Origin of the sequence: Natronobeatus ordinarius (genome assembly GCF_024362485.1) — an archaeon.
GTDB classification, from domain to species: domain Archaea; phylum Halobacteriota; class Halobacteria; order Halobacteriales; family Natrialbaceae; genus Natronobeatus; species Natronobeatus ordinarius.
This window is the reverse complement of sequence record NZ_CP101456.1, coordinates 3273211-3290359: the sequence shown is the minus strand read 5'-3', so window position 1 is coordinate 3290359 and position 17149 is coordinate 3273211. Positions and strand designations below refer to the sequence as shown.

Genomic DNA, 17149 nt, shown 5'->3' with positions numbered 1-17149 from the left:
TCGTCGGTCGTGCGCTCAAATCTAGGCGGGAGTTTCATATTCGGTGTATAACTCGTCATGGGCAACCGTAAGTAGATGAGTCAATTCTACGGCTCCAAATCAATTCGTTTCATTGCTTCGACATTGACGCTGGGTGAGCAACGATGAGACAAGCAAGACACGGGACGACCAGCACGCGCCACTTCAGAAAAACATCCAGTTTTTGACCGGGAAGATGGCTCGTCCAGGTGTTGATCAGTCAGTGATTCCAGAAACGAGGACAGGGTTTCGTTGAACGCCGTCGGATTATCGTGGTTCGCAATGTGTCCCGCATCTGGCACCGCCGCGTATACGCTGTTGGGGAGTCGGTCGTTCCACTCCTTTGCTTTCTTCCGGAGCGGGAAGTACTCGTGTTCTCCGACCACGACCAATTGCGGGAGCTCGGTCATCTCGGGGATTCCCTCGTCAAGGTCTTTGAGATACTCCCGTTCGAGAGAGACCATGTTCTCCTTCCCAGTACGTGCAGTTGCCCGTCTCGCGTACTCTTGGGCGTCGGGCGTGTGAGCAAACAATCGACCGCACGCGTCGTACAGCAGTTGTTCGGGTATGGCCTTCAGAATCGTCGGGTGCCACCGCATCAGTTTGATCATGCGCTCGGAGAACCCCTCGTGCAGTGGAAAGCCTCCGACGTGAACCAGGACTCGCACGCGGTCTGGGTGATGGTACGCAATGTATTGGCTCAACAGGCTTCCCATCGACTGGCCGACCAGGACGGCCTGGTCGATACCTTCTTCGTCCAGTACATCGAGCAATTTGCGAGCCGAGACGTCGAATCGGACAGGGACACTCGACCCGGCGGAGTCGCCACATCCAGGGACGTCCCACGTGAGAACCCGATACGACTCCGACAGCGTCGCGGTCTGCTCCCGCCACGTCTCGCGGTCGAGGGCGAAGCCGTGCGTGAACACCACCGCTGTCGCGTCTTCGGGGCCGCTCACCTCGTAATAGACGCCACCAGATTCACGTTCGGCCGCGGAATCGGCGCTCGCTCTCGAGCGCAAACGCCGAAGAACGAGCGCGAGTGCTCCAGCACCGATTGTGGGGGCAACGAGCCCGCCCCACTGCATGGATAGGTCTCGTTTGCCTTCGGGATACGGAGGTGTCTCTGAATCGTAATACGGAGCCAGCTGGTCGATGGCGTCCGTTTCCACGTCCGTCTCGTCCAGTATCGAACGCAACCCGTCGAACAGATATCGCATTTCGTCTCGGCCATCACGGGCGTGCCCTTCCACCGAGATCTTCGCGTACTCCTTTCGCATGAGCCACCCGATGGCCCAGACGCAGATCGGCTCTGGGACGTACTCGAAGGCCCTGACGACTGGCGGACTGGGTGCATACCCTGCGTTACGTAATCCCCGCAACGCCTCCTTCGTCGCACGGACCGACAGCACCAGCAGGTCTCTGGTTTCGCCCAGCCGTTTCATACTGGTATCTGCGGCATACAGCGCGGGGACGAGGCCAGACATGAGCAACGTGACGTGGTACGTCAACAACTCGTCCATGTCCGTCCGGATCTCGACGTCGTACCCTCGCATGTCCTCGAGCACGGCGGCTACCTGTCGAGTTCTGGGTTGAATCGTTCCATCAACCTCTCCGACCGGGATTGTGTATTTGTTGTCCTCGTCGATCGGGAGCACGCGCATGACGTGGCCGTCTCGTTTCCCGCCAGGGTACGGAAAGCCCAGCATCACACGCTCTTTGCCGAGCGCCTGAACCATCTCGTCAGACCCGTTGACGTTGTTCCCCATGAAGAGAAACGTCGGGACGTGCTCGTTTTCCGCCAACGTATCAAGGATCTGTACCGCTTGATGCTCTCCCATGACGACCAGAACGAGGTCGTAGTACTCGTCGGGCTCCAGGGAGTCCACTACATCGACGTGAGCGACTTCCTCCTCGTCAGTGTCGTCTTCCTGAATAACGATTCCGTGTTCTCTTAGATCCGCCAGCCGTTGCCCCCTAGCGAGCAGAAAGACGTCGTGTCCCGCCTCGTGGAGTCGTGCTGCTTTCAGACTCCCTAGCGGCCCTGCACCGAATACCAGAATCTTCATTTCGATCGACCCCAACCGTCGCAGTTCCGTCGATCGTCGTAGGCTATGTGGGATTTTCGTTGGCGAACTCGACGAGCTTGGAGTTCGGTTGTGGAGCCCATGGTACAAGTAGCGTATCCCGTTTGAAATATAGCAAGAATTAGAAATAATTACTCACTTCTGGTATAGAGAGCTGGCCAAGCGCTGTATCAATCGCCGTTGTGAGATCGTCGAGTGACTCAAAGAAGCGGTTGCTGAGAGCAGCTTGGAGTTGTCTCCAGCACTCCTCGACAGGATTGAGCTCTGGCGAGTACGCCGGTAACGTGACGAAGGCGAGGTCGTCACGGGCCGCCAGGTCCGTGACCGCCGACGCCTGAAAATACGACGCTCCATCCAACACGACGAGCAGTTTATCTTCGAACTCTTAGCATAATGCGAGAATGAAATGTTTTGCGTGTTCGGCCGTGACGTACTCTTCGAATCGAGCAAAAAAGCGATCACCGTTCTCGGTGATCGCGCCCAACAGACACGTCCAGTCGCGTTGGCCAGTCAATTCGACGGACGGCCGCGTGCCGCGGGGAAACCACGCGGCACGCGGCTCGACTTGCACGGATTTCTTGGTTTGATCGATACAAACTACTGTGGCGTCCATCTCCCGCCGCTTTTTTTAAACTCTTCGCGGAACGTTTCTTGCTCGTTAGCATCGGATTCGGCGGCTGTACGGCGTGGTTTTTGATAGCTCAATCCCGCTTCTTTGAGCAACCGCCGACAACTCGGGATTGAGTACTCGACATCGTAGGTTTCGTCAAGATACTGCTGGACGAGCGCCGGTGTCCACGCCGGCGCGTTGAGCCCAACTTCCTCGGGAGATCCGTGGACAGTTGCTTCGAACTGCTCTTGCTCTTTTTACGAGAGCTTTCGTTTTCTCCCAGACCGATGAGCATCAGTGACGGCCTGCTCAAGCGGCTCATCAGTATCGAGTCGCTTGAGCCAGCTATAGATCGTCCGTCGCTGCACGCCGTACCACTCGGCTAGTTCAGTTTGTGTGACGCCGTTTTTGTACGCGATTGCGGCTAAGAGCCGTTGTATCGGCTTCTTTCCGTCCACGTTGTCGAGAGCATCTTGCAACTCTTCGACTGAGATTTCGTCGAGGTGATCCACTGTCTGTTGCAACAGCCTACGAGCAAATAATTCTAACGGTTACTATAGGAGCAGGTCGGCTCTCCAGGCACGGGAGGCGAGTACCAAGTGAGGAGTTGGTCTCTCGATCAGACGTTCTGGCGGGGCAGTTCGGCCAGTGCTCGTCGCTGGTTGAGACGTTTCAGATGCACAATTGTAACCGTGATCGGTCGAATCAGCCGTTGGATAGACGGTATCTGCCGAGGGAATGCTGAACTAGGCGGTGTCTCTCGCCCGATGTTTTACGGTTGCAGACCTGGTTTAGCTATACAGCAGGCAGTTATAGCCGTGAAAACAGGTATTACAGTTCAAAAGTTGTGAATCCTGATGTGGAAATACCTCACATACGCCACAGCAATTGCACTTACAATCCACGGTGTCATTCACTTTCTCGGGATTGGAGTCTACTTCGAGCTAATCGAGATGGCTGACCTCCCGTACAAAACCACCTTGCTCGGCGGTGCCGTTGACGTAGGCGATGCCGGGATACGGGTCTTTGCCGTGTTGACCGCCATGGCCGGCGTTGGGTTCGTCGCTTCGGCTGTCGCGCTGGTAACTGGCTGGCGCTACTGGCGAGCAATGCTGCTCGCAGTTACCGTGTTTTCACTGATCCTCACCACGCTCGATTGGACTGTCGCCTCCGCGGGCGCTCTGGCGAATCTGGCGATTCTGGCTGGCCTTCTCGTGATGCCACGGTTGTGAACAACTGTTTCGAACGGGAGCGAGTGATAACCCAGGCACGTCAGTTGATCCTGTACTCTAGCGGTTTGTTGCAATCTACATCCCAAAGCTGGATGAGAATCGTAGTATTTCTTCCCACAACTGGGGGTTTATTGATTTACTCGTCGATTCTGTAACTGTGCCAACCATTGCGCTAACGATACTGGCGAGGACACGCGCCAAGATCGGTAGCTGCGGACGTGCATGCGCGTCTCCTTGCGCGGGAGTGGCCGGAGCTGCCACTGTAACAGGCCGCAGTCTCGGGGGGTGGCTTCTCACGGTGGCCACTCGAGTAAGAGAAGATGTCGTCGCACTGGCCACGGGCAACGTGAGAGTCGTTCCGGAGAAACATCCATGAAAGCGGATTTCCAAGCGTTTACTCGCTCACACCAGGTTGCGCTCTTTTTCGTCCTCACTATCGCGGTCTCGTGGACGATTTACGGTGTCGAATTCGTCGTTGGTCCCCCACCGATCGCGCTCGGTGTGTTCGGTCCGGTACTCGCTGCGGCATTCCTTACGTGGGTCACCGGCGGAAACCTTCGTCAGTGGGTCGGACAGCTATTCATCTGGCGGGTCAACGGCCGCTGGTACCTGTTCGTACTGGTTGGATTTCCTATTATCTTCATCGGCGGATCGACGGCCATATACGTCGCTCTGACCGGCGACACCATTGCTCCAGGAGTCCTCCCGGAGCGAGTTTGGATCGCTCTTTTCTTCCTTGCATTTCAGATCTTGACTGCGGGCCTCGGGGAAGAACTCGGCTGGCGTGGATTTGCCCTCCCCCGGCTTCAAGACCAGTACAACGCGTTGACAGCCAGCCTCGTCATCGGCTTTTTCTGGGCACTCTGGCACCTCCCGCTCTTCTTTCAGCCCGACTCGTATCAAGCGCAGATGGGACCGGTAATTTATCTGATAGAGGGGTTTACGCTCTCGGTACTGTTCACCTGGGTCTACAACAGTACCGGAGGGAGCGTGCTGATCGCGGCGCTGTTACACGGCGTCTTTAACACGACACTGGTGCTCTACCCGCACGAGGGGGAACTTGATATTGCCGAATTCCCGTACCTCATGGGTGTTTCGAGATCCGTCCTGATGCTGGTCATCGCAGTGCTCATCGTGGCCGTCTATGGCCGAAAGCTGACGACTCGAGAATCGATTCCCGACACGGAGCATGCAGGGGGTGTCCCGGCAAACCAGTCCAGTAGGTCCGAGGTGGAAACCGATGGACGTCAGTGACCGACTCGCTGCGATCGCACCGAATCCGACGAACCCCTACGTTTTCGTCATCATCTATCTCGGCTGGGCGTGGTTCTTCTGGGGACTCATCGTCCTGTCCGGGGAGAGCGTCTGGACGTTCCCGAACGTGCTGTTGTTCTACATCGGAGGAGTCAGCCCAACGCTGGGCGGCATCGCACTGACCCACCGGCTGGGAGGATGGTCGGGACTTCGAAATCTCTGGGACCGAACCGTCAACAGTCGTCGAATCAGTCCCAGATGGTACCTGATCTGCATTTTCCTCCAACCCGCGATCACGGTCGTTGCAGCCGGTCTCGTAGTACTCGCCGGTGCGTCGGAGCAGCCGTTGAATCCCTCGATAGCTCTGGAATCACTGGCGCTGTTCCTGACGTTCACGGTACTTGCAGGGGTGGTCGAAGAGATCGGATTGACCGGCTACTTCGTTCATCGATTGCTCGAGTTCCGGGGCGTCGTCGCGGTCGGCGTGATTACCGGAGCCGTGTGGGCGGCCTGGCACGTTCCCCTGTGGCTGATGGAGGGATACTTCGGCGCGGCCACGATCGATCCGGATCCGTTCTACTTCTTCGGTGGAACGGTGTTCGTGCAGATACTCTACGCGTGGATCTACGACAACACAGCCAAAAGCGTTCTCGCAGCGATCATCTTCCACACGATGGTGAACGCGACTGGAGAGATCCTTGGACCCGCAGACGTGGTACAACGATACATCTTCTACATCACGATCGTTCTCTGTTTGCTGATACTGATAGACGAGCGGTGGATCACTGTATCGGATATCCGGGATACGATCCGTCACAGGGGCTAGCCTCCCGTAACTCTCGAACGAGAGTGGGCACTGTATCGATGTCGTCAGCGGTCTGGTTCCAAATCGTATCTTAATGGACTATCCGGTTATTTCACAAGAAGGTGAAATATGAGGGGACCGAAAGAGGAGTATGGCCATCCTCGAGCGATCTCCCGCCGTACTTTCTCTATCGGACCCCCAGTCGACGAACTTGCAACTCACTGGAGGAGAGGGTGCGAATCTCACCAAACTCCTCTCGGCCGGGCTTCCCGTTCCGGACGGCTTCTGTGTGACGACGGCTGTCTACGACGAACTCGTCGACGACGAGGAGATCGTCGCGATGATCGACGACCTCGAGGCCACAGGTACAACCGATACTGAGACGTTGGGAGAGCGGGCGGCTGCTCTCCGGGACGCCGTTCGGGCCACAGAGCTCCCAACGGACGTCGAGTCGTCGATCGAGAGTCAGCTGGAACCGGACGTCTCGTACGTCGCCAGGTCGAGTGCGACGGCCGAGGACCTCCCGACGGCCTCCTTTGCGGGACAGCATAGCACGGTGCTCGAGGTGATTCCGCCCCGTCGGAGAGCATGAGGGCTCACAGAGGGGGGTACTCCGAAGCGCCGTCGTAGTCAGCTGCTGAACACTCCTCGATATCGCGCCCGTGCGGGCACTCTCTCGTCGGCACACGTGGTCGAGTGTACCGATAGCAGTCACCGCGAAGGGTGGTCGTGTGAGCTCGTCCTTCCAGTGTTGTCACGAGAGGCTCTCGGCCGTGCTCGTCGGTGACTGGCGGTCGTTGCTGCTCGATCCAATCGTCCAGTACCTTACAGACGTCTTCTGAGAGTGCGATGAATCGCTGGCCTGTCTCACCATTTTTACGCCACTGCAGATGGGAGGCTGTCTGGCCGAGAAATTCCGATTCGCCAATACGTATATGATCGTCCGCAAGAATGCAGAGACATGACTGATCTCTCAGATTTGCCGTCACTCACGGTCCTCTACGTGACGAGTGATACGGCACACGCACGGGAGATCACCCGGGAGCTACACGCGATTGCCGGATTCGACGTGCACACCGTCGCAACTGCTGCCGACGCACTCGAGTGCCTCGCTACGGGTGCCGACGTCGACTGTGTACTGAGCGACGCGGCGTTGCCAGACCGTGATGGAATCGCCCTCCTCGGGGCGGTTCGAGCGATCGACGGACACCTCCCGTTCGTTCTGTATCCCAGAGAGCGTTCTATCCCGCACCTGAGGCGGGTGCTGTCGGCGTCTGCGACGGCGTATCTGCAACGCGAGGCTGATCCGACACACGTCACCGAACTCGCGATACGGATCCAGAATCTCGTCAGGAGTCACCGGACTGAACGGCTGCTCAACGAACGGGTGAAAGAACTCGAGACGATTCATCGCCTGATGAAACTCCTGACTGGGGCCAACTGGCCCGACGAGGAGGTCCTGGCCGACGTAGTAGCCCTCATCTCGGATGCGTTCCAGTACCCCGAGCAGACGGCGGTCCGGCTCGTCGTCGGGGAGACGACCGTCTGCACCGATGGCTTCGAGGTGACCACCGACACGCTCAAAAGCGACGGTGAGACGGCTACCGGGATTGGGATCGAACTCGAGGTGGGCTACCTCGAGGAGCGACCTCCCGAAGACGAGGGCCCGTTTCTCACCGAAGAGCGCGAGTTGCTCGAGATGACGGTCCTGCTCTTGACCGGGTGTCTCGACCGGCGGTCGTACATCGACGGGTTGGCAGAGAGCGAGCGACAGTTCCATCGGCTGGCGGAAAACGTTCGCGAGATCGTCTGGATCTGCGGTCCCGAGAAGGAGGAACTGTACTACGTCAATCGCGCTTACGAGGCCGTCTGGGGGCGATCGATCGAGTCGCTGTATCAGCAGCCGTCGTCGTTTTTCACGGCGGTCCATCCGGAAGATCGAGCGCGAGTTGAACGTGCGATCGCCGATCAGGCTACTGGTGCCTACGACGAGGAGTATCGGATCGTCCGGCCGGACGGCGAGGTTCGGTGGGTGCACGACCGTGCCGTCCCAGTTCGAGACGACGATGGGAAGGTGTACCGGATCGTCGGTCTCACTGCGGACGTCACCGAGCGAAAGGAACGCGAACAGCAGCTTGCGATTTTCGACCGCGTGTTGCGTCACAATCTTCGCAACGAACTGAACGTGATTCTCGGCAACGCAGAACAGATCGTCGCCGAAGCTGATGGTCAGCTCGCCACCGCCGGCGATGCGATCGTCACAGCCAGTGAACGGCTGTTAGAGCTGGCCACCAAACAGCGGTTCGTCGCCAGGGTGATTGCGAAGCCTCGTGCTTCACAACCGCAAGACCTCGAGGAGGTGCTCGCCCGGGTCGTCACCGAGTTTCAAGAGCGCTATCCGGACTCGATGATCGAGCTGGACGTTGGGCCAACCGAGCCCGTGACGACGACGCCGCATCTGGAGGTCGCGGTCAGGGAGCTGGTCGACAATGCGCTCCGGCACAGCGACCGCGAGGAACCACTGGCCAGGGTCGAGGCGACTGCTGCTGCGGATGGGCTCGAGATCCGGGTGATAGACGACGGGCCTGGAATTCCGGTGGACGAACGCGAGTTCTTGACCACGGGTCAGGCGGAGAACGCGTTACTCCACGGGAGCGGGATGGGACTGTGGCTCGTCCACTGGATCGTGACCTACGCCGGTGGGCGGCTCTCGTTCGGCGAAAACGAGCCGCGCGGGAGCATCGTGACGATTTCACTGCCACAGAAGGAAGTCGAACGAACGCACGCAGCCTCTCGCGACGCCGGCTGATCGCTCACAGCCGAGCGACAGTAGTCGTGGCGCTCACCCGCACACGATTCCCGCGACGGGAGAATCAACGGGACCATTATAATCTATCGTGACATATATTTTTATGTGCAATGTTCGGTGGAATGATTCCTGCCTCGTTCATCGTACTCGGCGTGTTGATCGTGCTGGCGCTCCGGTACGAGTTCGAGCTACCACTGACGCTCACGGTCGTGCTGACCGTTCCTGCCCTGGCTCTCGGTGGGGTGGTGGCCTCTCTGCTCAGCGTGCTCTTTGCGGTTCCAGTGTGGTACGCCCTCGTCGTGATGGCCGTCGTCTGGCTGCTGTTGGCTGCCTGGTCGGAAGTGCGAACCCCCTCGCGCGCACCCTCGGTCTAACGAACCCGGGTGCCTCGACCCGGCCTGAAATCCCTCGCCGAGCAATTGTTGTGTTGACCGACCAACGTGCGACGGCGCCACAGCAGTCGCGGTCGATCGGCGGCAACTGACAAACGGCCCCTAGAACCGGAGGCTCCGAGGCGCCGGCCACGATCGTACCCAGCCGCCTCGACGATCCGGTCGTTGATCGCTCGTTCGAGAAGCTAACTGTGGGCTGGCGAGTTCACCGTCACCCCGGAAACTCGAAGTTGGCTGCCGGTGACGGAAGCGTTTTGTTGGCGACTCCTCGAAATAAAGTATGGAACTCGACGACACCGATCGGGAGATCCTCCGGATTCTCCAGGAGAACGCCCGGACGCCGTTCAGCGAGATCGCTCGACAGATCGAGATGTCGAGTGCGACCGCTCACGATCGCGTCCGTCGACTCGAGGAAGCCGGCGTGATCGAGGGCTACCACGCGTCGGTCGAGCCACGGGCGGTCGGCTACGGTATCTCGGCGTTCGTCGGCCTCCGCGTCGAGCAGGGTCGATCCGAGGACGCCCTCGAGCGACTCGGTGAACTCGACGGCGTCCAGGAGGTCCACATGACGACGGGCGAGTGGGACGTCATGATGCGCGTCTACGCCGAGGATGCCGACGCCCTGCGCGAACTCATGTTCGAGCACGTCGCTAACGTCGACGGCTTCTCTCGCTCACAGACGATGGTGATCCTGGGAACGAGCTACGAGAGTCGACAGCTCTCGATCTGAGAAGGGACGGCCGCAGAGAGTCGTCTGCTGGCGGTTACAGACGTCCGAAATCGGAAACGGTAAGCGGCCCCCCGCGCTGGGTATCGATTATGGACGAGTTCATCGACCGGGTCGGGCCGGTTCGGCTCTGGGTCGCGGTCGTCGTGCTCCTCGTGGCTGCGCTCTTCCTCGGCGTGTTGCTGGACCCACAGCGGGTGTACGTCGAGTTTATCTGGCAGTACTACTGGGGCCCCGTCGTCGCCGACGCCAACGGCTGGGGCTGCGTCGCCTGGGCCGACGGCGCGCAGGTCAACTGTGCGGACGCGCCGGCCGACGCCGGGCCGACCGCCTCGCCGGGCTACACGTTCGTCTCCTACGCCGGCTACATCCCCACGCTGTTGTTGCTCCTGGTGGGGATCTACTTCGTCATCCAGTGGCTCGACATCGACCGCTACCGCGCGGGCTTTTACGGACTGTTCCCGTTCATGCTGTTCGGCGGCGCGCTCCGAACCGTCGAGGACGCCAACGTCGCGGCGTTCCGGGAGACCGGCGAGATGGCGATCACCTTGCCGTGGTCTGCACTGCTGATCAGCCCATTCATCTACGTCACCGTCGCCCTGTTCACCCTGCTCGCGCTGGTCGTCGCCGTCTGGCTCGAGCGACGCGACTACGTCCCCGGCTACGAGTATCCGCTGGCTGGTATCGGGACGGTCGCGCTCCTGGCGACGATCGCGCTGCTTGCCTCGCTCTCGAGCGTCGGGAGCCTCGGCTTTTTCCCCCTGATCTCGGTCGCTACCCTCGGCGGGGCGACGGTCGTCACTGCGGTGACGTGGGTACTGCTCGAGCGCTTCTCTCCGAAGACCAACCGCGGCACCAGATATATGGGGATCGTGGTGATCTGGGCACACACCGTCGACGGGATCGCGAACCTCATCGGCCTCGACTACGCGACGGCCTTTGGCTGGCCGTACAACCTCTCGCCGAAACACCCGATCAACGCGGCGATCGTCGACACCTTCGGCACGGCGTGGCCGTTCGTCTTTCTCAAGATCGTCGCCGCCGTCGTCATCATCCGGCTCTTCGACGAGGAGTTCTTCGATGAGAGTCCGCGGTTCGCCATCCTGCTCATGATCACCGTCGTCGCCGTCGGCCTCGGCCCCGGCACCCGGGACATGCTCCGGGCGACGTTCGGCGTCTGATCGGTTCGCGACCACCGCCCGTTTTCACCGCGTTTCGAACGATCGGCCGGTAACGTCGATGTTAGCGGCCTCCTTTATCGCTGGCGCTCCTCGAGCGATACATGAACATGCTCGTCGACGGCGAGTGGCGAACCGACGCCTACGAGGCCACGACCGAGGAGGGGGCGTTCGAGCGCGGGGAGACGCCGTTCCGCGACTGGGTTCGAGACGCTCCGGACGCGCGATTTCGACCCGAGGCCGACCGGTACCACCTCTACGTCTCCGACGCCTGCCCGTGGGCGCACCGCACGCTGATCGTCCGGTCGCTGCTCGGCCTCGAGGACGCTATCTCGGTCTCGGTCGTCGACCCGTACCGCGGCGAGGGCGGCTGGCAGTTCACCCCGGAGAAGGACGGCTGTACGCGCGATCACGTTCACGACGCCGACTTCCTGCGCGAGCTGTACGTCCGCGCCGATCCCGATGCGACCTGCCGAGTGACTGTGCCCGTCCTCTGGGACAGGAACACGGACACGATCGTCAACAACGAGTCCCGCGAGATCATGCGGCTGTTCACCACGGCGTTCGAGGGGATCGCCACACGGGACGTCGACCTCTCCCCCGAGGACGACCGCGAGGAGATCGATCGGATCCTCGAGGAAATCTACGAACCGATCAACAACGGCGTCTACCGGGCTGGTTTCGCCACCGAACAGGAGCCCTACGACGAGGCGGTCGACGACCTCTTCGACGCCCTGGACCACTGGAACGAGGTGCTCGCCGATCGGCGCTACCTCGCGGGCGACCGCCTCACCGAGGCCGACGTAGCGATGTTCACCACCCTCGTCCGATTCGACACCGTCTACCACACCCACTTCATGTGTAACGTCCAGTACGTCAGGGAGTACGACCACCTCTGGCCGTACCTCCGCGACCTCTACCAGACGCCCGGCGTCGCCGAGACGATGCGCATGGACCACATCAAAGAACACTACTACACCACCCACCCGAGCGTCAACCCCCACCGGATCGTCGCCCGCGGCCCCGACCTCGCGTTCGACGCCCCCCACGACCGCGACGAACTTCCCGGAGAGCCGCCGCGTGCGCTGCTCGAGGCGGCGTGAGAGACGCTACGATTCGTCGCTCGAGTCGGTCAGCTTGAAGTAGAGCCAGAGCAGGACGATAAACGGCAACAGTGGCAACAGCACGATCGCGACGCCGATCGCGACGATGTAGCCGAGGATCGACATCTGGAGGTTCGGCCCGTACCCCGTCGGAGTGCTCACGGTTCTGGTCATACGTGACCCTCGGGTCCGTCCGATATTTTATCTTTCGACGCGGGCGAGGCGAAACCGGCCGATCACGGCGAGTCGAGTCCTGTTCGCCCGCCCCTCGCGTCGTCGAGCACCGCGCTCGAGTCGTCCTGTGGGCGGTAATCGAGAGCGAGGGTCGTTTCGGTCAGCGAGAGGAATCGGTCGGCGTTGCGCGAGATGCCGTGGGCGGTCACGATGGGACCGTCGAGCGTTGCCGTCGCTGCGGCGTGGATGACCCGCCGACAGTCCTCGGGGCTCAGCCACATCGCGCGGGCGAACCGTTCGCCGGCGCCGTCGCGTTCGTCACAGACCCATCGCAGGTCGTCGCGGGTGAGCAGCCAGCCGATGCGCAGGTTCACCACCTCGAGGCCGTGGCGCTTCGCGTAGTAGTAGCCCATCGCCTCGCCGAAGACCTTGGTGACGCCGTAGTAGGTGTCCGGCTTCGGCGGATCGTCGGGTCTGACGACGGCCGGCTGTCCCTCGGTCGTCTCCGGGCGGACCGGCGAGGTGACGTTGCCCATGTTGACCGCGTGGTTCGAACTCGCGAAGACGACCCGCTCGAGGTCGTTCCGGTGGGCGGCCTCGAACGCGTTGTAGACGCCCTCGATATTCGGTTCGGAGACGTCGTCCCACGCGGCGTCCGGCGAGGGGTTCGCCGCGAGGTGGATCAGGACGTCCTCGTCCGAGAGCGCGTCGACGAACTCCTCGCGGTTTCTGATGTCGAGGAGCGTCGTCTCGAGGTCGTCGTACTCGCTGCGCGAGAAGAGCGTCAGCTCGTGGTCGGGAAACGCCTCGATCGCCTCCCGTCCGACGTTTCCGGTCGCACCGGTGATCGCGATGTCGGGCATGGGAATCATCACACCGGGCGGGCGGAAATAGCTCCGGGGGGCGCCTGCCGGTGAACGCTTCCGACACTCCCTGCCGGCGACGGCCGCGGAAGGGGGCGGTTAACAAAGCCGCGAGTCGGCCCATCGATCACCGAATGGAGGTCCTCACGCTCACGGCGAACGCCGACGCGCCGTTTATGACTCAGCAGCTGGCCGCCCTCGAGCGACGCGGCGTCTCGTTCTCGACGCTTTCGGTCCCCGGAGAGATCGACGAGACGACCTCGCGCGACCCTGCCGACTACCTCCGCTTTTTCCCCCAGGTGCTCGGCGAGTCCCGCAACGGCTACGACCTGGTCCACGCCCACTACGGCACGACCGCCCCGATGGCGCTGGCCCAGCTTCGGCTCCCGGTGGTCCTCTCGCTGTGGGGCTCTGACCTCCACGGCCCCGTCTCACCCGTCAGCCGCGCCTGTGCCCGCGTTTGCGACGAGGTCGTCGTCATGTCGCCGGAGATGCGCGACGTCCTCGGCCGGGCGTGTACGGTGATTCCAGACGGGGTCGACCTCGAGCGGTTCGCGCCGACCTCGCAGTCGGCGGCGCGAGCGGCCGTCGGCTGGGCGGCCGACGAGTACCACGTTCTGTTTCCCTACTCGCCCGAACGCGAGCTGAAAAACTACCCGCGGGCGAGACGCGTGGTCGACGCCGTCGACGGGATGCTCGAGCGTCCCGTGCGCTTACAGACCGTCTACGGCGTCGACCACGACGCCGTCTCGGACTACATGAACGCCGCCGACGCGCTCTTGTTGACCTCACACAGCGAGGGATCGCCAAACTCCGTGAAGGAAGCGCTCGCGTGCAACCTCCCCGTCGTCGCCGTCGACGTCGGTGACGTGCGCGAACGCCTCGCCGGCGTCTCGCCCTCGCGGGTCGCCACGTCGAACCGGGAGCTGGTGACGGGGCTCGCCGAGGTGCTCGAGTCGGGCGAGCGATCGAACGGCCGGGAGGCTGTCCGGGAGGTGAGCCTCGACCGAACCACGGGTCGGCTGCTCGAGGTGTACGAACGGGTCGCCTGACCGCGGTATGGAGACCCTACGACGCTCTTTCGATCGACGGGAGTGCTCACTCGGCGAGGGACGGCCGACCTGGGGCGGCCACGTTAGGATCCGTCCTCGCGTTCGATCGCACTCGGCGGGCGACGTCGCCCATCGTCTCGACGGTCAGGTCGGTCTCGCGCCGCTGCCGGGCGACGTGTTCGAGGATCGCTCGCAGCCGCTCGTCGTCGCGCTCGTCGACGAGGTTGTTCGGGTGGAGCCAGACGTGGAAGACGCCCTCGTTCGCCGCGGCCTGGTCGATCCCACGGCGGGCCATCGCGACCATCGGGTCCTCCCAGACGGACTCGACGGCCGTCCGTAACGGTCCCTCGAAGCCGAACAGGAACGTCGAGGAGGGAACGTTCACCAGCCCGTGCTCGTCGACGGACGGTTCGACGAGCAGCGATCGGCCGCTGACGACCGTCTCGAGGACGCCACGGGGACCGTCCGGCGTCGGGGTGACCCCTCGATAGGCCGAAAAACCCGCCTCGGCGAGGACGTCGCGGTGACCGACGTCGTTCCGGGGGTAGACGAACGACTCGAGGTCGAGCTCCCACTCGGCGGCGAGTTCGTGACAGCGCTCGAGTTCGGCCCGGGCGAGCTCGTCTGTGGTATCGGGGTGGCCAAAGAGGACGTGTGAGAACGAGTGACTGCCGAGCTCGTGGTCGACGTCTGACTCGAGGATCGCCCGGACGAGATCGGGGCCAAAGCGGAGGTCTTCGCGGTCGCGCCACTCCGTCCGTTCGCGGTCGAACCAGCCGTCGGGAGCCGGGTGGTCGGCGTGTTCGCCGTCACACGACTCGAGCATGAGGTGGCCGACGACGGCCCACGTTGCGCGGACGTCGAACGCCTCGAGGAGCTCGAGACACGTCGTCCAGCCGCGGCGGCCGCTCTCGACGCGATCGGTCGGCGGCTCGGCGAAGTCGTGAAAGCCCCAGCCGAGTTCGGCGTCGAGCGAGATGACTACGCTACCCACGATACCCCCCACGCATCGCCGTTTGTCATGCCGCGACGTATTTCCAGTGCGGGTATTGTTATGGCCTCCTTTTGGCCCCTGGCGGACGGTCGAGCGGGCCGATCGCGTCAGCTCGAGCGGCCGGGTCGATCGGTCGGTCCGTGTCACTGTCTGCTGTCAGTGAGGATTGTTGGCGTGCACACGATCCATAACAAAGCGGGAATCGCTCCACTGCCTCGACAGCGGGCGTCGCCGACGCCTCGAACGTGACCTGTAATCATGAGCGGATCTATCCCCCAGTCCGGGCGAGCGTTCGTGCTCGGACTCGACGGCGTGCCGTGGAGTCGTATCGAGCGATGGAGCGACGCGGGCGAGTTGCCCAACTTCGCGCGGCTGCGCGAGGAGGGGGCGTCCGGACCGCTCGATAGCACCCGGCCGCCGACGACGCCGCTGGCCTGGCCCTCGATCGCCACCGGCGTCTGGCCCGACAAGCACGGGATCTACAGTTTCCAGAAGCTCTCCTCGTCGTACTCCCATCGAATGTACACCAGCCGGGACTGCAAACAGTCGCCCCTCTGGGAGCAGCTCTCGCCGTCGGTCGTCGGAAACGTACCGTTGACCTACCCACCGACGGAAATCGACGGCGAACTGGTCTCGGGAATGATGACTCCCTCGACGAGCGAGGACTTTACGCACCCGACGGAACTCGCCGACGAGATCGAGGCCGAGATTCCAGAGTACGAGATCAGCCTCGACTACCCGGAGTACGCCGGCCGGCTCGAGGAGTTCGAACTCGCCGTCGACGAGATGCTCGAGAACCGTCGCGCACTCATGCAGTTGCTGATGGAGCGAACCGACGACTGGCAGCTCTTTTTCTTCGTCTTCACCGAACCCGATCGCTTCCAGCACCTGCTCTGGGAGGACGGGCCGATGCTCACACACTACCGGAAACTCGACGAGATCGTGGGTGAAGTCATCGAGTACACGGAGGCACACGACGCGGATCTCTACGTCGTCTCCGACCACGGCTTCGGCCCGATCGATCGACTGGTCTACACCAATCACTTCCTCGAGCAGGAAGGCTACCTGGTCCGCCGGGATGACGAGGGGACCCGCGGGGCGCTGGCGAGCCTCGGCATCTCGCGGGACTCGATCGTGAACGCGTTGGACGCGGTGGGCGTCTCCGAGGAACTGCTCGTCTCGAAGCTCCCGCGGTCGGTGATCGACTCTGTCGCCTCCCAGATCCCGGGCGACCACGAGCTGTACGACGTCGACTACGAGCGCACGATCGCGTTCGTCCACGGTGCGGGCGGCCTCTACGTCAACGACAGCGACCGTTTCGAGAAGGGGGCCGTTCCGCCGGAGAAGGTCCCCGAAATCAAGGCCGAACTCGTCGACCTCCTCGAGTCCGTCACCGAACCCGGATCGAACGAACCGGCCCTCACGGTGTACGACGGCGACGACCTGTTTCCGACGGACGACGGCTCGCCCGACCTCGTGGTCAACGGCTGTGGCACCTACGAGACCCGAAGTGCCATCAGCGACGACCCGTTCGGCGACACCGGTACGTACCAGGCGAGCCACCGACCGGAAGGAGTCCTGCTCTGTCGTGGCCCCTCGATCAACCCCGGCGCCGAACTCCGGAGTGCCCGCGTCGTCGACGTCGCCCCCACGCTCTTACACGGCATCGGCGAGCCCGTTCCCGCGAACGCTGATGGACGCGTCCTCTTCGACGCCTTCCGAAGCGACTCGAGGCCGGCAACCTCGAAAGTCGAGCGCGTCGACGTCTCCCGCGCTGGCGAGGACGAAGCGGTCGACGACGATTTCTCCGACGTCGAGGATCGGCTGAAGGGGCTGGGCTACATGGAGTGA

General features: G+C 62.1%; 15 protein-coding genes and 1 pseudogene. 11 read left to right on the top strand and 5 right to left on the bottom strand.

Translation table 11 applies throughout. The features are described 5' to 3' along the window. Positions 1–86: 86 nt before the first annotated feature. Positions 87–2087 carry an alpha/beta fold hydrolase gene (locus tag NMQ09_RS16685; RefSeq protein WP_255191717.1) on the bottom strand — a complete coding sequence of 667 codons (2001 nt, stop codon included), beginning with the start codon at positions 2085–2087 and terminating at the stop codon, positions 87–89. Positions 2088–2226: 139 nt separating this feature from the next. Next, positions 2227–3227: pseudogene (locus NMQ09_RS16680) on the bottom strand (IS630 family transposase). A 345-nt stretch (positions 3228–3572) separates the two neighbouring features. Between NMQ09_RS16680 and NMQ09_RS16675 the strand changes: the two are divergent. The 9 genes from NMQ09_RS16675 (at position 3573) to NMQ09_RS16635 (ending at position 12215) form a co-directional block, all read left to right on the top strand. After that, positions 3573–3947, top strand: a complete 375-nt coding sequence (locus tag NMQ09_RS16675; RefSeq protein ID WP_255191716.1) for an ABC transporter permease — start codon at positions 3573–3575, stop codon at positions 3945–3947. Between the two features lie 372 nt (positions 3948–4319). Further along, a complete protein-coding gene (locus NMQ09_RS16670; RefSeq protein WP_255191715.1) occupies positions 4320–5201 on the top strand; it encodes a type II CAAX endopeptidase family protein in 882 nt (293 codons plus the stop codon). Continuing rightward, positions 5188–6027 carry a CPBP family intramembrane glutamic endopeptidase gene (locus NMQ09_RS16665; protein WP_255191714.1) on the top strand — a complete coding sequence of 280 codons (840 nt, stop codon included), beginning with the start codon at positions 5188–5190 and terminating at the stop codon, positions 6025–6027. Before NMQ09_RS16670 ends, NMQ09_RS16665 begins: the two co-directional genes overlap by 14 nt. Positions 6028–6217: 190 nt before the next feature. Continuing rightward, entirely contained in the window at positions 6218–6598 is a 381-nt protein-coding gene (locus NMQ09_RS16660) for a PEP/pyruvate-binding domain-containing protein (RefSeq protein ID WP_255191713.1), read from the top strand. Between the two features lie 369 nt (positions 6599–6967). Next, the gene (locus NMQ09_RS16655; RefSeq protein WP_255191712.1) at positions 6968–8815 is read left to right on the top strand and encodes a PAS domain-containing protein; all 1848 of its coding nucleotides are present in this window, start codon (positions 6968–6970) and stop codon (positions 8813–8815) included. Between the two features lie 110 nt (positions 8816–8925). Beyond that, entirely contained in the window at positions 8926–9189 is a 264-nt protein-coding gene (locus NMQ09_RS16650; protein ID WP_255191711.1) for a hypothetical protein, read from the top strand. 298 nt (positions 9190–9487) lie between these two features. Beyond that, positions 9488–9937: an Lrp/AsnC family transcriptional regulator gene (locus NMQ09_RS16645; RefSeq protein WP_255191710.1), complete on the top strand. Its 450-nt coding sequence runs from the start codon at positions 9488–9490 to the stop codon at positions 9935–9937. Between the two features lie 89 nt (positions 9938–10026). Then, complete coding sequence (locus tag NMQ09_RS16640; RefSeq protein WP_255191709.1) at positions 10027–11115, top strand: DUF63 family protein; 1089 nt, start codon at positions 10027–10029, stop codon at positions 11113–11115. 101 nt (positions 11116–11216) lie between these two features. Next, positions 11217–12215 carry a glutathione S-transferase family protein gene (locus NMQ09_RS16635; RefSeq protein ID WP_255191708.1) on the top strand — a complete coding sequence of 333 codons (999 nt, stop codon included), beginning with the start codon at positions 11217–11219 and terminating at the stop codon, positions 12213–12215. Positions 12216–12221: 6 nt separating this feature from the next. On the opposite strand, the gene NMQ09_RS16630 is transcribed toward NMQ09_RS16635, so the two are convergent. Both NMQ09_RS16630 and NMQ09_RS16625 read right to left on the bottom strand, forming a co-directional pair. After that, entirely contained in the window at positions 12222–12389 is a 168-nt protein-coding gene (locus NMQ09_RS16630; protein WP_255191707.1) for a DUF7535 family protein, read from the bottom strand. A 62-nt stretch (positions 12390–12451) separates the two neighbouring features. Then, positions 12452–13252, bottom strand: a complete 801-nt coding sequence (locus NMQ09_RS16625) for an NAD-dependent epimerase/dehydratase family protein (protein ID WP_255191706.1) — start codon at positions 13250–13252, stop codon at positions 12452–12454. 134 nt (positions 13253–13386) lie between these two features. Between NMQ09_RS16625 and NMQ09_RS16620 the strand changes: the two genes are divergently transcribed. Beyond that, a complete protein-coding gene (locus NMQ09_RS16620) occupies positions 13387–14304 on the top strand; it encodes a glycosyltransferase (RefSeq protein WP_255191705.1) in 918 nt (305 codons plus the stop codon). 46 nt (positions 14305–14350) lie between these two features. Here NMQ09_RS16620 and NMQ09_RS16615 read toward each other — a convergent pair whose 3' ends face one another. Further along, positions 14351–15298, bottom strand: coding sequence for a polysaccharide deacetylase family protein (locus NMQ09_RS16615; RefSeq protein WP_255191704.1), 948 nt, complete (start codon positions 15296–15298; stop codon positions 14351–14353). A gap of 258 nt (positions 15299–15556) precedes the next feature. On the opposite strand from NMQ09_RS16615, the gene NMQ09_RS16610 reads away from it, so the two are divergent. Further along, complete coding sequence (locus NMQ09_RS16610; protein ID WP_255191703.1) at positions 15557–17149, top strand: alkaline phosphatase family protein; 1593 nt, start codon at positions 15557–15559, stop codon at positions 17147–17149.

What these genes read in the sequence shown, in the direction of transcription:
- NMQ09_RS16685 (WP_255191717.1), bottom strand. Translation starts at nt 2,087, where the DNA reads ATGAAGATTCTGGTATTCGGTGCAGGGCCGCTAGGGAGTCTGAAAGCA.
- NMQ09_RS16675 (WP_255191716.1), top strand. Translation starts at nt 3,573, where the DNA reads ATGTGGAAATACCTCACATACGCCACAGCAATTGCACTTACAATCCAC.
- NMQ09_RS16670 (WP_255191715.1), top strand. Translation starts at nt 4,320, where the DNA reads ATGAAAGCGGATTTCCAAGCGTTTACTCGCTCACACCAGGTTGCGCTC.
- NMQ09_RS16665 (WP_255191714.1), top strand. Translation starts at nt 5,188, where the DNA reads ATGGACGTCAGTGACCGACTCGCTGCGATCGCACCGAATCCGACGAAC.
- NMQ09_RS16655 (WP_255191712.1), top strand. Translation starts at nt 6,968, where the DNA reads ATGACTGATCTCTCAGATTTGCCGTCACTCACGGTCCTCTACGTGACG.
- NMQ09_RS16650 (WP_255191711.1), top strand. Translation starts at nt 8,926, where the DNA reads ATGTTCGGTGGAATGATTCCTGCCTCGTTCATCGTACTCGGCGTGTTG.
- NMQ09_RS16645 (WP_255191710.1), top strand. Translation starts at nt 9,488, where the DNA reads ATGGAACTCGACGACACCGATCGGGAGATCCTCCGGATTCTCCAGGAG.
- NMQ09_RS16640 (WP_255191709.1), top strand. Translation starts at nt 10,027, where the DNA reads ATGGACGAGTTCATCGACCGGGTCGGGCCGGTTCGGCTCTGGGTCGCG.
- NMQ09_RS16635 (WP_255191708.1), top strand. Translation starts at nt 11,217, where the DNA reads ATGAACATGCTCGTCGACGGCGAGTGGCGAACCGACGCCTACGAGGCC.
- NMQ09_RS16630 (WP_255191707.1), bottom strand. Translation starts at nt 12,389, where the DNA reads ATGACCAGAACCGTGAGCACTCCGACGGGGTACGGGCCGAACCTCCAG.
- NMQ09_RS16625 (WP_255191706.1), bottom strand. Translation starts at nt 13,252, where the DNA reads ATGCCCGACATCGCGATCACCGGTGCGACCGGAAACGTCGGACGGGAG.
- NMQ09_RS16620 (WP_255191705.1), top strand. Translation starts at nt 13,387, where the DNA reads ATGGAGGTCCTCACGCTCACGGCGAACGCCGACGCGCCGTTTATGACT.
- NMQ09_RS16610 (WP_255191703.1), top strand. Translation starts at nt 15,557, where the DNA reads ATGAGCGGATCTATCCCCCAGTCCGGGCGAGCGTTCGTGCTCGGACTC.